This is a genomic window from Hohaiivirga grylli (assembly GCF_039655745.1).
GTDB classification, from domain to species: Bacteria; Pseudomonadota; Alphaproteobacteria; order Rhizobiales; family Beijerinckiaceae; genus Hohaiivirga; species Hohaiivirga grylli.
Genome location: NZ_JBBYXI010000002.1, coordinates 177,071 through 190,972 on the forward strand (window position 1 = coordinate 177,071; position 13,902 = coordinate 190,972).

A 13,902-nucleotide genomic window follows, 5' to 3' on the forward strand; every position below is an offset into this window, starting at 1 on the left:
GCCCCGGGTGCAGAGAACTGCACCCGGGGCTTTTTTGTAAAACATTACACATCTGAATGATACTTTTGTTTAATTTTTAACTAATTGAAAACTATTTGAAAAAAGCGGTTCTCTCTTTATTTTTCAAGAAAATCTATTAGTTGGCACGATACTTGCAAGAGCTCTATTGGTTTAACCCGACCTTGTTTAATTTGGGGTGGAGTGAAAGCATGAAATCGAAAGTCATAAGCCTCTCGGATGCTAGCCGTCATTTTCGTGACGGAATGAGCATATTGTTTGGAGGCTTCATGGGGGTAGGAACACCTCCGTTACTGATCCAGGCAATTATGGACAGTGGCATCAAGGATCTGACGATTATCGGTAACGATACATCGTTTCCTGCCACGGGCGTTGGCCCGTTGGTTGTTGAGAAGCGCGTTCGCAAGATTATTGCTTCGCACATTGGTCTGAACCCTGAAGCAGGTCGTCAGATGATGGCGAAAGAGGTTGAGGTTGAGCTGGTTCCACAAGGTACCTTGGCCGAGCGTATTCGCGCAGGTGGTTCAGGTCTTGGAGGCGTTCTGACTCCAACAGGTATCGGTACGATCGTCGAAGAGGGCAAGCAGCGTGTTACGGTTCAGGGCAAGGATTACCTTCTTGAAGAACCAATCCGTGCCGATCTTGCGATTGTTCATGCGACCCGTGGTGATAAGGCCGGTAATCTTTACTACCGTCTGACGACCCGTAACTTCAATCCACTTGTTGCCCTGGCCGCCGATACGGTTCTGGCTCAGGTTGATGAACTTGTTGAGATTGGTTCGATGGATCCTGATCTTATCATGACACCAGCTGCGCTGGTTGATGGCGTCATCAAGGGGTAATGGCAATGAATGCAAAAGAATTGATTGCGCGCCGTGTGGCGCTTGAACTTCACGATGGTGACGTTGTTAATCTTGGCATTGGTTTGCCAACGATGGTTGCGAACTATCTTCCGGAAGGTGTGAGCATCACACTTCAGTCAGAGAACGGTTTCCTTGGTCTTGGTCCCAAGACAGAAGACGACAAGGATCTTGTGAATGCTGGTGGTCAGCTTGCAGGTATGATTGCTGGTGGTTCAACCTTTGACAGCTCATTCTCGTTTGCACTGATCCGCGGTGGTCACGTTGATGCCTGTGTTCTTGGCGGCCTTGAAGTTGCACAGAACGGCAATCTTGCGAACTGGATGGTTCCGGGCAAGATGGTTCCTGGCATGGGCGGCGCGATGGACCTTGTTGTTGGTTCGCGCAAAGTGATCGTTGCGATGGAACATTGTGCGAAGGACGGTTCCTCAAAATTCCTGAAGTCCTGCACACTTCCACTGACAGCTGTTGGTGTTGTGTCAGTTCTGGTGACAGAGCTTGCGCTGTTCACCTTTGAGCGTGGTGCAGAAAAGCCGGTTCTCCGTGAGCTTGCACCGGGTGTTGATCTCGAAACAGTCAAGGCAAAGACCGAAGCTGAGTTCGATGTCGCTCCTGACCTCAAAACTATGCCTATCAGCGAATAAATAACTAACCACAAAAATAGAGAACAACTATGATTCAAAGTATTGCAAAAGGCCTGACTTCTGTTGTCAGCAGATATCTGCCTGATCCTCTCATCTTTGCTATTCTTCTGACAATTATTGTCTTCTTCGCTTCATGGGGAATGACACCAACCGATCCGGCACAGCTTGTGACCATGTGGGGTGACGGTTTCTGGAGCCTGCTTGCCTTCGGTATGCAGATGGCTCTGATCGTCGTTACAGGCCATGCGCTTGCATCTTCCGGTCCTGTGAAGAATATTCTTCGCAGTACGGCAGCTATGGCAAACTCGCCAGCTAACGGTGTTATGCTTGTTACATTCGTTGGCAGCGTTTGCTGTGCCATTCAGTGGGGCTTCGGTCTCGTTGTTGGTGCTATGCTTGCCAAGGAAGTTGCACGTCGCGTTAAGGGTTCTGACTATCGTCTGCTTATCGCCTGTGCCTACATCTCGTTCTTGACATGGCACGGTGGTCTGTCTTCTTCCATCGCTCTGATGGCTGCGACACCAGGCAACCCGGTTGAAAGCATCACAGGTCTGATCCCAGTTAAGGATACTCTCCTGACAAGCTACAACCTGTTCATCACTTTCGGTCTGATTATCATTATGCCATTCGTTACACGCATGATGATGCCCAAGGCTGAAGATGTTGTTTCTGTTGATCCAGCTCTGCTTGCAGAAGATCCAGACTTCCAGAAGAAGCTTGGTCCGGACGCTTCCTTTGCAGAAAAGATCGAGGAAAGCCGCATCCTGTCATGGATCGTTGGTGCACTTGGTTTCGTTTATCTTGGCATGTATCTGTACAAGACAAACTTCAACGTCACCATCAACACCGTGAACCTTGCATTCCTTGTACTCGGTATCATGCTCCATAAGACGCCAATGGCTTACATGCGCGCTATTACAGCTGCTGCACGTAGTACAGCTGGTATCCTTGTCCAGTTCCCATTCTATGCAGGTATCCACCTGATGATGGAGAAGTCTGGTCTTGGTGGTCTGATCACACAGTGGTTCATCGACATTTCCAGCAAGGATACATTCCCGATCCTGACATTCTTCTCGTCCGCGATCATCAACTTTGCGATCCCATCAGGTGGTGGTCACTGGGTTGTTCAGGGTCCATTCGTCATGCCGGCAGCTCAGGCTCTGGGTGCAGACCTTGGCAAATCCGCTATGGCTATCGCTTACGGTGAAGCATGGATGAACATGGCTCAGCCATTCTGGGCTCTTCCTCCCCTGGCTATTGCTGGTCTTGGTGTGCGTGATATCATGGGATATTGTGTCACGGCCCTTATTTTCTCGATGTTTATCTTCCTCATAGGGCTAGCGTTCCTATAAGATGAAGTTTACTATGTTGTGGCGCTGATATTTGGCGCCACAATAATTTTGAACACGGTTATTATGGGGGAGTTCCCCCGAGACTGGGATTAAAACCAGTTTCGACATACCCGAGAAAACGGGAGCGGGCAGGTCATAAAACCAACTTACATAACCGGTTAAGTTCGAGGAGAACATTAATGAGCAATATCGTTATCGTCAGTGCAGTCCGCACGGCTATCGGTGCTTTCAATGGCTCGCTGGCTTCTGTTTCCGCTCCGGAACTGGGCACAATCGTCGCCAAGGAAGCCATTCAGCGTGCTGGCATTGCAAATGACGTTGTTGACGAAGCAATCATGGGTAACGTACTGCAGGCTGGTCTTGGTCAGAACACAACCCGTCAGGTTGTTGTCAATGCAGGTCTGCCACAGGTAACAGGCGCGACCACAATTAACATCGTCTGCGGTTCTGGTCTGAAGAGTGTTGCCATGGCAGCCCAGTCCATTCTTGCCGGTGATGCAGAAACAGTTCTGGCTGGTGGTATGGAAAACATGTCGGCTTCTCCTTACGTCCTCCAGAAGGCACGTTGGGGTTACCGCATGGGTGATGGCAAGATCATTGACACCATGGTCAATGACGGCCTGACAGATGCTTTCCAGCACTATCACATGGGTATTACAGCTGAGAACGTTGCAGAACGTTACAAGATCAGCCGTGAAGCTCAGGACGAAATCGCTCTGCGTTCGCAGCAGCGTGCTGTTGAAGCTATCAAGAATGGCGCTTTCAAGAAGGAAATCGTTCCGGTCACCATTAAGGGCCGTAAGGGCGATGTCGTTTTTGATACAGACGAATATCCACGTGCAGAAGCAAGTGCAGAAGGCTTTGCAAAGCTGCGTCCAGCATTCAAGGCTGACGGCTCTGTCACAGCTGGTAACGCATCCGGCATCAACGATGGTGCAGCAGCTCTCATCGTTATGAGCGAAGAAAAGGCAAAGGCTCTTGGCCTGAAGCCATTGGCTCGTATCCGCAGCTATGCAACTTGTGGTGTTGATCCGGCATACATGGGTATTGGTCCGGTTCCTGCAACACAGAAGGCTCTTGCCAAGGCTGGCCTGACAGTTGCTGATCTTGACCTGATCGAAGCCAATGAGGCTTTCGCAGCTCAGTTTGCTGCTGTTGGTAACGAACTCGGCTTTGATATGGAAAAGACCAACGTCAATGGCGGTGCTATCGCTCTTGGCCATCCAATTGGTGCTTCCGGTGCCCGTATCCTCGTTACACTGCTTCATGCTCTTGAAGCCCGTAACAAGACCCTCGGCCTTGCAACACTTTGCATTGGCGGTGGTCAGGGTACAGCTCTTATTGTTGAGCGCATCTAATCTGCCTAGAAAAGCCCGCTTCGGCGGGCTTTTTTATGCGCTGTAGGGTGTGGGTTATAGCCGCATATCTAAAGATGGGTAGAACTTGCCAGAGCTCTTAATTTATCAGTTTAATACTGGCATAATGAGCGGGATGGCAAAAGAACATCAAAATGCGTCGGTTTGCTGGGGTAATATCACTTAACTCAATAGACTGACTTGCCGTAACTGGTTTAACCCGACCTTGTTTAATTTGGGGTGGAGTGAAAGCATGAAATCGAAAGTCATAAGCCTCTCGGATGCTAGCCGTCATTTTCGTGACGGAATGAGCATATTGTTTGGAGGCTTCATGGGGGTAGGAACACCTCCGTTACTGATCCAGGCAATTATGGACAGTGGCATCAAGGATCTGACGATTATCGGTAACGATACATCGTTTCCTGCCACGGGCGTTGGCCCGTTGGTTGTTGAGAAGCGCGTTCGCAAGATTATTGCTTCGCACATTGGTCTGAACCCTGAAGCAGGTCGTCAGATGATGGCGAAAGAGGTTGAGGTTGAGCTGGTTCCACAAGGTACCTTGGCCGAGCGTATTCGCGCAGGTGGTTCAGGTCTTGGAGGCGTTCTGACTCCAACAGGTATCGGTACGATCGTCGAAGAGGGCAAGCAGCGTGTTACGGTTCAGGGCAAGGATTACCTTCTTGAAGAACCAATCCGTGCCGATCTTGCGATTGTTCATGCGACCCGTGGTGATAAGGCCGGTAATCTTTACTACCGTCTGACGACCCGTAACTTCAATCCACTTGTTGCCCTGGCCGCCGATACGGTTCTGGCTCAGGTTGATGAACTTGTTGAGATTGGTTCGATGGATCCTGATCTTATCATGACACCAGCTGCGCTGGTTGATGGCGTCATCAAGGGGTAATGGCAATGAATGCAAAAGAATTGATTGCGCGCCGTGTGGCGCTTGAACTTCACGATGGTGACGTTGTTAATCTTGGCATTGGTTTGCCAACGATGGTTGCGAACTATCTTCCGGAAGGTGTGAGCATCACACTTCAGTCAGAGAACGGTTTCCTTGGTCTTGGTCCCAAGACAGAAGACGACAAGGATCTTGTGAATGCTGGTGGTCAGCTTGCAGGTATGATTGCTGGTGGTTCAACCTTTGACAGCTCATTCTCGTTTGCACTGATCCGCGGTGGTCACGTTGATGCCTGTGTTCTTGGCGGCCTTGAAGTTGCACAGAACGGCAATCTTGCGAACTGGATGGTTCCGGGCAAGATGGTTCCTGGCATGGGCGGCGCGATGGACCTTGTTGTTGGTTCGCGCAAAGTGATCGTTGCGATGGAACATTGTGCGAAGGACGGTTCCTCAAAATTCCTGAAGTCCTGCACACTTCCACTGACAGCTGTTGGTGTTGTGTCAGTTCTGGTGACAGAGCTTGCGCTGTTCACCTTTGAGCGTGGTGCAGAAAAGCCGGTTCTCCGTGAGCTTGCACCGGGTGTTGATCTCGAAACAGTCAAGGCAAAGACCGAAGCTGAGTTCGATGTCGCTCCTGACCTCAAAACTATGCCTATCAGCGAATAAGTATCTGCTTGTTTGTCTTAACAAGACCGCGGCTCAATAGGCCGCGGTTTTTTATTGGCTATCCGCCAGTGTGACTCATGTGGCGGGAAACAGAAGGTTTGTTGTGGCGGTCGATGATGAAGTCGTGCCCTTTGGGTTTCAGTGCGATTGCACGATCTATGGCTTCATTAACAGCCTCATTGTTTTCTGAGGCCCGTAATGGCGTTCGCAGGTCTGCATCCACATTCTGCCCAAGACACATGAACAGTTCACCCTTGCAGGTGAGGCGCACGCGATTGCAGCTTTCGCAGAAATTATGGGTCATGGGTGTGATGAAGCCAAGTTTTCCGCCTGTTTCCTGAACCTGCACGTAACGAGCGGGCCCGCCGGTTTTTTCTGTCAGATCATGGAATGTATATCGGGTTTCCAGAGTTGTACGGAGTTCAGACAGGGGCAGATACTGGTCAAGCCGTAAAGCTCCCACATCTCCCATCGGCATGACTTCAATCAGGGTCATATCCATGTCACGACTGTGAGCCCACTGCATAAGTGAACTTATTTCTGTGTCATTGATCCCTTTAAGGGCGACGGTATTGATCTTGATTTTCAAGCCTGCTTTCTGGGCGGCATCAATTCCCAGAAGAACTTTGCTCAAATCGCCCCAACGCGTGATCTGATGAAACTTGTCTTTATCCAGTGTATCTAATGAAACGTTGATACGCTTGATACCGCAATTGGCCAATTCATCTGCAAAGCGTACAAGTTGAGAACCATTTGTTGTCAGCGTCAGCTCATCCAAAACACCAGCAGTAATATGGCGTGATAAGGATTTCAGAAGCCATGTGATGTTTTTTCTGACGAGGGGCTCTCCGCCTGTAAATCGTAATTTGCGGACACCACGTTCAATAAAGATGCTGCATAATCTATCAAGTTCTTCAAGGCTTAGAAGCTCTTTCCGGGGCAGGAAGTTCATATCTTCGGCCATACAGTAAACACAGCGAAAATCGCAACGGTCGGTTACAGAAACCCTGAGATAATTTATTTCACGATGAAATGGGTCAATAAGAGGTGACGCTTGAGAAAAGCTGTTGGTTTCGCTCAGAACGGGCTTGTTCAAATTCTCGGAAAGTTTCACAGGTGTTGCCCCGTCCATGACGAAAATAAATAGATACAGAATTTCAGATAAACTGATAAGCTTTATTGTAGCGTGTCACGTTCCTTGGGCAAGATGATTGTGCCAAAGTGATGAGGGTAGGCTACAGTGCAGGAGCAAAATAATGCCCGAAAAAGATACTATGGAAGCCCGCTGGCCTGTTGAGCTAAGATTAAGCCAAGATAAGAAACTGCTGACAGTTACATTTGATAATGCCGTCGCTTTTGCTTTGCCTGCCGAATATCTGCGTGTTTATAGCCCGTCTGCTGAAGTGAAGGGACATACACCTGCTGGTCGCAAGACCGTTTATGGTAAAAGTAATGTTGCGATCAGCTCGCTTGCTCAGGTTGGAAATTATGCTGTCCAGATTATCTTCGATGACGGGCATGATACCGGATATTATGAGTGGCAGTATCTTTACGACTTAGGTGACGATTATACCCGGAAATGGGCAGCTTATCTTGATGAGCTTGCCCAAAAACATCTACGTCGGGAACCTCTGTTTCCAGCTTGATATTCCTCTGGCAGAGCAATGCAAGGAACTCTGCCGGAAATCTTCATTTTAGCTTTAGGGCGCGTAGCTCAGCGGGAGAGCATTCGCTTCACACGCGAAAGGTCACAGGTTCAATCCCTGTCGCGCCCACCATTTTCCACCCGATGCTTTATCTTCTGCAGAAATTCCCTTCGGGAAGTTGCGCTTAAGACTTGCAATCAGCAGTTTTTCAACAGCGGCCGGTAAATCATTATAATGCGTCACAACCAGATCCGGGTTGAGCTGGTCAACCGGAGTATCCGTGTAACCGAATGGCACACCAATGACCGGAATTTCTGCACGCTTTGCCGTTGTGATATCTGTATTTGAATCGCCGACCATAACTGCAAGACGCGGGTCTGCTCCAGCCTTGGCAATTGTTTCCGTCAGATGACGCGGGTCAGGCTTGAAGAACGGGAAGGTGTCGCGTCCGGAAATGAAGGTGAACCGGTCCAGAATACCAAGAAGTTCAAGCAGTTTTAAGGATTGATCTTCAAACTTGTTCGTACAAACCGCAAGCAGAATACCTTCGCTTGAAAGCTTGTCCAATGCCTCAGGAACGCCCGGGAACAATTTTGAATCCACGCATAGACGGTTGTTATATTCAGCAACAAATTCCTGAAAGAGAACTTCTAAGCGATCTTCGCTTATACTCGTACCACTACGCTGAAAACCGCGTTCAATCAGAGCACGGGCACCTGCGCCAATAAGTTCTTTGGCTCCTTCGAGAGGGAGAGCCGGGAGATTTTCTTTGGCGAGGATCACATTGAGTGTCGAAATGAGATCAGGAGCCGTATCGGCAAGCGTACCATCAAGATCGAAAACAGCAATTGGTTGGAAATTCGCAGACATATTATCCCCGCTGGCGTTTAGAAGTCTGCTTATCTTAATAAGCAAGAGTCCAGCAAAGGGAAAGAATTAAGTCGCTCATGCGGCTTCTTGTTACTCTGTTTTATGTAACCTTTTGAGGAGGAAGCAGAAGTTCAGCTCTTTAGTCGTCCCATCCCCATTTTTTTGCCTCAATATGAGGTTCAGTTCATTTTGAAATGGTACAGTGCATTTGATTCGTTACTTGGTCAGGAAGTTTATGATTGCAGCTTCCCTTATGACAATGGAGATACTTGATGCTGCCTTTTACAGGTCATCTGGCCCGGAAATTTTCCGGTTATATTCTGGGTATGGCAATTCTTGCATGCCCTGCATCTGTTCTGGCTGCAAATTATGAATTTGTGCCTGCTCCACAAATCGATCTTAATCGTATGTACCGGATTGATAAGGTAACAGGTGAAGTTTCTGCCTGTCAGTATGGTGTTAATACCCGTGCTGATGGTGCTGTTGGTGTAACGCTTTGCTATCAGGTTGGTGAGGGTGCAGGGCCACAGACTCCGGGTGAATACGGCCTGGTTGCAACACGGCACGTTAAGGATGGCGGTATTTTCCGTGTGAATTACCGTACAGGACAAATGAGCGTTTGCTACGTTTTTGAAGGCTCTGAGCCTCAGAAAGTTGTCTGTACACCACCCGGCGCCGCACCTGGTGAAGCTGCCGGAAATGCTTCTGATAAAGCTGGCCCTTCCAGATAATTATTCTCCAGAGCTATACTTTAATCCAGAAGGCCTCTGAAATATGATGCCTTTTGGAAACTGGACTGATATGGAAAAAAGCTATAAAAACTAGAAGTATAACGGGAGATTTCCATTGAGTAATGCTATTGATCTGAAACAGGCTGCCGCTGCACGTGCTGCAGAACTCGTCGAAGATGGTATGAATGTTGGTCTTGGATCAGGTTCTACAGCATACAAGTTTGTTTCTCTCTTGGCTGAGCGTGTGCGCAATGGCTTGAAGATTGTTGGTGTGCCAACCTCTGAAATCACCCGCCAGCTTGCCATCAAGGAAGGGATTACAGTCTCTACCCTCGATGAGACACCAAGCCTTGATATGACAGTTGATGGTGCTGATGAGATGACACGCTCTCTGCATCTGATTAAAGGTGGCGGTGGCTGCCTTCTGTGGGAAAAAATCGTTGCCGTTGCCAGTAGCCGTAACGTTGTTATTGCTGATGGCTCCAAACTTGTTGAGACACTTGGACGTTTTCCACTTCCAATTGAAGTAAATAAGTTCGGTTTGGAGGCAACACGTCGTGCCATTATCAATACATTCACTAAATGTGGGTTAAATGGTGAAATAACAGTGCGGCAAACCGAAGATGGTCAAGTTTTCGTCACAGATGGCGGGCATTTGATTCTCGACGCTGCACTTAATTCTATTCCTGACCCGGAAAAGTTGTCTGTTCAGCTTAATCTGGTTCCCGGTGTGGTTGAAAACGGTTTGTTCGTTGGTATTTCAACCGATGCGATTATCGCAACGGAAACTGGTCTGGTTGAATGGAGCCGGGTGTAAGTCAGTTTTGTTTTTGTTTTCTGTTGGAGCTTTTACTATGCGTTTAACCTCTTCGCTCGCTGCTGTCACAGTAGCCTTTTCTCTTCTGACTGGGACAGCTATGGCTCAGGCTCCAGCTCCTGCCCAGCAGAACAGTGCTCCTGCTCTGGATCTGAGCAAGAAGCAGTTCACGGCAAGCCATCTGGCAATTGCCAAGGAAGTTGCTGATGCATCTGGTATTTCACGCTCCTTCAATGGTGTTGTTGATCAGATTCTGGATCAGGTTCGCCAGATCACAGTAACACGTCCTGAAATGAAGGATGACCTTGAGAAGGTTATTACAGCCCTGAAGCCAGAGCTTGAACTGCAGCAGGCACAGATTTCTAATGCTGCAACACGCGTTTTCGCAAACTTCCTGACTGAAGCAGAGCTGAAAGATATTGATGCTTTCTTCAAGACACCATCCGGGAAGAAGTATATCGAATCCCAGCCACAGATTCTTGATGCCTTTGTTAATGAGTTCCAGAACTGGAGCCGTAACCTCGGTGATTATATCATGATCCGGGTTCGCGCAGAGATGACAAAGCTTGGTCACAAGTTCTGATCAGAGCATAGTTTCAGAAAAGGCCCGGTTATCCGGGCCTTTTTTATGCATTAGTTTTCACTCTCTTCATCAAGAGTGGCTGCATTGATGATTTTTGTTCTGATAACCAGGCTCTGCTGATTATAGTTTTCACCTTTTTGTCCTTCGATAGATGAAGAGACAAAAAGGATGGTTCTTTTGCAGCGAGAGTAGAACAGTTTGTCCTTTGGGTTGCATCGCTCCGAGATAAGCTTTTTCTCTGAGGCAGGGGCAAGGTCGGGTGCCAAAACAATGATTCGGTTGTTTGTGGATGAGCATGCAAACCCATCAGAAACTTTCTGGCAAACTAAGCCGCTGAATGAGATAGGCTTATTCGCATAGAGACCCGGATTCATGTAAAAATCAGTGGTTTTAATGCGCTGATAATCAGAATAGGAAAATGATTTTTCAGGATTCTTGTTTGAATCTGCTGCATATAGCGGGCCTGAGATCATGGTAAGAGCGAGAGAGATCGCAATAGCGCGCATGGTCTCATCCTATTCTGGTTTAACGGAATCTATTTTAGCGGAAATATTCTCAGGCAGACAAGACATATAGTCCATCTATTTGTACTGCTTTTGTCTGTAAGTTATATGAACGACAGCGAATGACTGAAAAACATTATATTGGCACTTTTGATGTGTTAAGAGCACTGACCTGAGTGCTGTAGTAATTGAAATAATATGAGTTGGTATAAATGACAGTTCAGAAAAATGCCTTTCCAGTCGATAACAAACTGGCAGATGGTTTATGGAATGGCGCTTTTATAATGCTGGCATGCCTTCCGTTCGGAATGGCTCTCGTTCATCGCTCTGGAACACTACTGGTCGTGATAACAGCCGTTCTTGCTCTTGCTGCTACCATTGCTGAGGGTCGACTGGGCGTGCTTCTCAATAATATGAAGTCGAAACTGTTATCTGCACCTGGCATCCTGACCCTTGCTCTTTTGCTATGGATGCTGATCTCTCTCAGTTGGACATATTCACTCCGGATGGCGCTGTTTTTCTATGGTGAACTGATACTGTCGGCAACGGCAGGCTTTGTCTTGGCGATGGCTTTGCCAGAAAAAATGCCGCGTTGGCTGGCACCCGTGGCAGCAATCATTGCAATTATAGCTGCTGTTTTCATCTTTGCCGATATCACATCAGGAATGTACTTTCGGCAGCTCGTTGGTGCGAAAGCCTATTCTTTCATTTATAATCGTTCGGTCCTCACCCTTTTCCTGGTAGTGACGCCTCTGCTGTTCTTACTATGGCGAAGAGGTGAGAAAAGTTATCAGGTACTCGGCTCTCTGACAGCTTTAATTACTGTTGGAACGATTTTTAATTCATCAAGCGGTGCGGCAGTCATGGCTGTGCTCCTGTTTATTCCCGTCTATGTTTTTGCACGCTTCCTGCCAAAGGCTTCACTATGGATTGCGGCCGGGTGCTTTACTTTCCTTTTTGCTGTTGCCCCGTTTTACGGCTCCATGTTTTACGAGGTTCTGCCACAGAAAATTGTTGAGGTTTTTGAAAGTGATCACTCGATGGAACGCGTTGATCTCTGGCGGGCCTTTGAATACACGATTGCGCAGCAGCCAATCATTGGAGGCGGTTTTGCTGTCAGCCCTGTGATCATCAACACGCCGGAAGCAGCTGCCGTTCCTGTAGAGTTGCACGGTGATCTGAACATGGGGCATCCGCATAATGCTGCCATGCAGGTATGGGTTGAATTGGGGCTGGTTGGCGCTATTCTGGCACTGACAGTCTTATTTGCGATGCTCCGTGCATTGGCAGCCTTACCATCACGTTTGGTAGCAGAGCAGCTTGCCTGGATTGCCGGTATCACCTTTGTTGCAATCATCGGTCATGGTGCGTGGCAGGGATGGTGGCTTGCAGCTATTGGCGCCGGAATGGCCTGGTTCAGGGCTGAACGGAATGAAGCAGAAGGCGGCTGATAAAATCCCCGCCTTTGAAGGGAAAAGTAATGTCCGGATATGATGTAGACCTTTTCGTCATTGGTGCAGGCTCAGGTGGTGTTCGTGCGGCAAGAATTGCAGCAGGATATGGCGCTCGCGTTATGGTGGCAGAGGAGTTCCGTGTTGGTGGGACATGCGTGATCCGTGGATGTGTGCCTAAGAAAATTCTTGTGATGGCCAGCCGTTATGCCTCAGAGTTTGAAGCTGCAGAAAGTTTCGGATGGACTGTTGGTACCCGTTTTGACTGGTCAGTGCTGATCACTAACAAGAACAGGGAAATCTCTCGTCTGGAAGGGATTTACAGAACCAATCTCGAAAAGTCTGATGTTGAGATTATTGATAGCCGTGTTGTGGTTGAAGATGCGCATACGGTACGTATCATTAAAACCGGTGCCAGTATCCGTGCAGAGCGTATTCTGATTGCCACGGGCGGAAGTGTTGTGAAAGACAGTTTCCCCGGTGCAGAATACACCATTTCATCAAATGAGGTCTTTGATCTGCCGGAACTGCCAAAACGGATATTGATTATTGGTGGTGGCTATATTGCAGTGGAGTTTGCCGGTGTGTTTGCCGGACTGGGCTCTCAGGTAACGCTGGTTCATCGTCGTGACAAACTTTTGCGTGGGTTTGATGAAGATGTGCGGTCGGCCCTGACTGAAGCCTATGGTAAGCATGGCGTATCCCTGAAACTGTCTGCGACTGTCCAGCGGATTGATCATTCCGGAACCGGTTCGTTTATTGTCACGTTCTCGGATGGCATGACCTTAGAGGTTGATCAGGTGCTGTCAGCCACAGGGCGTAAGCCAAATACGGCAGGGCTTGGTTTGGAAGAGGCCGGTGTAGAGCTCGATAAGAAGGGTGCTGTTGTCGTCAATGCTTCTTCACAAAGTACTGTTCCGTCCATCTATGCTGTTGGGGATGTGACGAACAGGGCTAATCTGACCCCTGTTGCCATTCGTGAAGGGCATGCTTTTGCTGATCATGTTTTTGGTGGTCAGGAGCAGCGTACGCTGGATTATGATCTTATTCCAACAGCCGTATTCTCAAGCCCTGAGGTGGGAACTGTTGGCCTGAGCGAAGAAGAGGCACGTGTACAGTTTGCTGATGTCGATATTTATAAAACATCTTTCCGGCCGATGCGTGCTGCATTCGCCGGGCAGGATGAAAAGATGCTGATGAAGATTATCGTCGATAAAGCAACCGATAAGGTTCTTGGCGTTCATATTGTTGGTCCAGATGCTGGTGAAATGATCCAGCTTGCTGGAATTGCCATGACGATGGGCGCAACAAAAGCAGACTTCGACAGAACCGTTGCTGTTCATCCAACTGCTGCGGAGGAACTGGTTACGATGCGAACGCCTGTCTGAAGACGTTCAATACTGTGAAGTTCTGATTGATTTGGTATATAAAACCAATCATGATAGACGTTTATAACGAAATTGCGGTATAAACAACGCAGGCGTACAAAAATAACCTATATGTAGA

Annotated in this window: 15 protein-coding genes and 1 tRNA gene; 13 read left to right on the forward strand and 3 right to left on the reverse strand. The window is 48.3% G+C overall.

Features of this window, described 5'->3' with window-relative positions:
- The first annotated feature begins 209 nt into the window (after positions 1–209).
- The 6 genes from atoD (WJT86_RS05190) to WJT86_RS05215 all read left to right on the forward strand — a co-directional run bounded on the left by atoD (WJT86_RS05190) (position 210) and on the right by WJT86_RS05215 (position 5,795).
- Positions 210–860, forward strand: a complete 651-nt coding sequence (atoD, locus tag WJT86_RS05190) for an acetate CoA-transferase subunit alpha (RefSeq protein WP_346336469.1) — start codon at positions 210–212, stop codon at positions 858–860.
- A gap of 5 nt (positions 861–865) precedes the next feature.
- Complete coding sequence (locus WJT86_RS05195) at positions 866–1,522, forward strand: 3-oxoacid CoA-transferase subunit B (RefSeq protein WP_407066912.1); 657 nt, start codon at positions 866–868, stop codon at positions 1,520–1,522.
- Between the two features lie 29 nt (positions 1,523–1,551).
- Entirely contained in the window at positions 1,552–2,874 is a 1,323-nt protein-coding gene (locus WJT86_RS05200) for a TIGR00366 family protein (RefSeq protein WP_346336471.1), read from the forward strand.
- Positions 2,875–3,053: 179 nt separating this feature from the next.
- A complete protein-coding gene (locus WJT86_RS05205; RefSeq protein WP_346336472.1) occupies positions 3,054–4,232 on the forward strand; it encodes an acetyl-CoA C-acetyltransferase in 1,179 nt (392 codons plus the stop codon).
- Between the two features lie 250 nt (positions 4,233–4,482).
- On the forward strand, positions 4,483–5,133 hold the full coding sequence (gene atoD, locus WJT86_RS05210) for an acetate CoA-transferase subunit alpha (protein ID WP_346336469.1): 651 nt from the start codon (positions 4,483–4,485) through the stop codon (positions 5,131–5,133).
- A gap of 5 nt (positions 5,134–5,138) precedes the next feature.
- Positions 5,139–5,795: a 3-oxoacid CoA-transferase subunit B gene (locus WJT86_RS05215; RefSeq protein WP_407066912.1), complete on the forward strand. Its 657-nt coding sequence runs from the start codon at positions 5,139–5,141 to the stop codon at positions 5,793–5,795.
- 58 nt (positions 5,796–5,853) lie between these two features.
- Here WJT86_RS05215 and moaA read toward each other — a convergent pair whose 3' ends face one another.
- Positions 5,854–6,927: a GTP 3',8-cyclase MoaA gene (moaA, locus tag WJT86_RS05220; protein ID WP_407066913.1), complete on the reverse strand. Its 1,074-nt coding sequence runs from the start codon at positions 6,925–6,927 to the stop codon at positions 5,854–5,856.
- 124 nt (positions 6,928–7,051) lie between these two features.
- Here moaA and WJT86_RS05225 point away from each other — a divergent pair, with 124 nt between their 5' ends.
- Both WJT86_RS05225 and WJT86_RS05230 read left to right on the forward strand, forming a co-directional pair.
- Positions 7,052–7,441 carry a DUF971 domain-containing protein gene (locus WJT86_RS05225; RefSeq protein ID WP_346336473.1) on the forward strand — a complete coding sequence of 130 codons (390 nt, stop codon included), beginning with the start codon at positions 7,052–7,054 and terminating at the stop codon, positions 7,439–7,441.
- Between the two features lie 57 nt (positions 7,442–7,498).
- Positions 7,499–7,573 (forward strand) — tRNA-Val (locus WJT86_RS05230).
- Here the strand turns inward: WJT86_RS05230 and WJT86_RS05235 are convergent.
- Complete coding sequence (locus tag WJT86_RS05235; protein WP_346336474.1) at positions 7,544–8,311, reverse strand: HAD-IA family hydrolase; 768 nt, start codon at positions 8,309–8,311, stop codon at positions 7,544–7,546. The genes WJT86_RS05230 and WJT86_RS05235 overlap by 30 nt on opposite strands.
- A 272-nt stretch (positions 8,312–8,583) precedes the next feature.
- Between WJT86_RS05235 and WJT86_RS05240 the strand changes: the two genes are divergently transcribed.
- The 3 genes from WJT86_RS05240 to WJT86_RS05250 all read left to right on the forward strand — a co-directional run bounded on the left by WJT86_RS05240 (position 8,584) and on the right by WJT86_RS05250 (position 10,442).
- Positions 8,584–9,042: a hypothetical protein gene (locus WJT86_RS05240; RefSeq protein WP_346336475.1), complete on the forward strand. Its 459-nt coding sequence runs from the start codon at positions 8,584–8,586 to the stop codon at positions 9,040–9,042.
- Between the two features lie 115 nt (positions 9,043–9,157).
- Positions 9,158–9,859, forward strand: a complete 702-nt coding sequence (rpiA, locus tag WJT86_RS05245; RefSeq protein ID WP_346336476.1) for a ribose-5-phosphate isomerase RpiA — start codon at positions 9,158–9,160, stop codon at positions 9,857–9,859.
- A gap of 37 nt (positions 9,860–9,896) precedes the next feature.
- Entirely contained in the window at positions 9,897–10,442 is a 546-nt protein-coding gene (locus WJT86_RS05250; RefSeq protein ID WP_346336477.1) for a DUF2059 domain-containing protein, read from the forward strand.
- A gap of 50 nt (positions 10,443–10,492) precedes the next feature.
- Here the strand turns inward: WJT86_RS05250 and WJT86_RS05255 are convergent, their stop codons facing one another.
- A complete protein-coding gene (locus WJT86_RS05255; protein WP_346336478.1) occupies positions 10,493–10,915 on the reverse strand; it encodes a hypothetical protein in 423 nt (140 codons plus the stop codon).
- Between the two features lie 242 nt (positions 10,916–11,157).
- Between WJT86_RS05255 and WJT86_RS05260 the strand changes: the two genes are divergently transcribed.
- Together WJT86_RS05260 and gor are read left to right on the forward strand one after the other, a co-directional pair.
- On the forward strand, positions 11,158–12,396 hold the full coding sequence (locus tag WJT86_RS05260) for an O-antigen ligase family protein (protein WP_346336479.1): 1,239 nt from the start codon (positions 11,158–11,160) through the stop codon (positions 12,394–12,396).
- A gap of 29 nt (positions 12,397–12,425) precedes the next feature.
- Positions 12,426–13,784, forward strand: a complete 1,359-nt coding sequence (gene gor, locus WJT86_RS05265) for a glutathione-disulfide reductase (protein ID WP_346336480.1) — start codon at positions 12,426–12,428, stop codon at positions 13,782–13,784.
- Positions 13,785–13,902 lie beyond the last annotated feature (118 nt).

Excerpts from the sequence above, each read along its gene's own strand:
- atoD (WP_346336469.1), top strand. The coding sequence starts at position 210 with ATGAAATCGAAAGTCATAAGCCTCTCGGATGCTAGCCGTCATTTTCGT.
- WJT86_RS05195 (WP_407066912.1), top strand. The coding sequence starts at position 866 with ATGAATGCAAAAGAATTGATTGCGCGCCGTGTGGCGCTTGAACTTCAC.
- WJT86_RS05200 (WP_346336471.1), top strand. The coding sequence starts at position 1,552 with ATGATTCAAAGTATTGCAAAAGGCCTGACTTCTGTTGTCAGCAGATAT.
- WJT86_RS05205 (WP_346336472.1), top strand. The coding sequence starts at position 3,054 with ATGAGCAATATCGTTATCGTCAGTGCAGTCCGCACGGCTATCGGTGCT.
- atoD (WP_346336469.1), top strand. The coding sequence starts at position 4,483 with ATGAAATCGAAAGTCATAAGCCTCTCGGATGCTAGCCGTCATTTTCGT.
- WJT86_RS05215 (WP_407066912.1), top strand. The coding sequence starts at position 5,139 with ATGAATGCAAAAGAATTGATTGCGCGCCGTGTGGCGCTTGAACTTCAC.
- moaA (WP_407066913.1), bottom strand. The coding sequence starts at position 6,927 with ATGGACGGGGCAACACCTGTGAAACTTTCCGAGAATTTGAACAAGCCC.
- WJT86_RS05225 (WP_346336473.1), top strand. The coding sequence starts at position 7,052 with ATGCCCGAAAAAGATACTATGGAAGCCCGCTGGCCTGTTGAGCTAAGA.
- WJT86_RS05235 (WP_346336474.1), bottom strand. The coding sequence starts at position 8,311 with ATGTCTGCGAATTTCCAACCAATTGCTGTTTTCGATCTTGATGGTACG.
- WJT86_RS05240 (WP_346336475.1), top strand. The coding sequence starts at position 8,584 with ATGCTGCCTTTTACAGGTCATCTGGCCCGGAAATTTTCCGGTTATATT.
- WJT86_RS05250 (WP_346336477.1), top strand. The coding sequence starts at position 9,897 with ATGCGTTTAACCTCTTCGCTCGCTGCTGTCACAGTAGCCTTTTCTCTT.
- WJT86_RS05255 (WP_346336478.1), bottom strand. The coding sequence starts at position 10,915 with ATGATCTCAGGCCCGCTATATGCAGCAGATTCAAACAAGAATCCTGAA.
- WJT86_RS05260 (WP_346336479.1), top strand. The coding sequence starts at position 11,158 with ATGACAGTTCAGAAAAATGCCTTTCCAGTCGATAACAAACTGGCAGAT.
- gor (WP_346336480.1), top strand. The coding sequence starts at position 12,426 with ATGTCCGGATATGATGTAGACCTTTTCGTCATTGGTGCAGGCTCAGGT.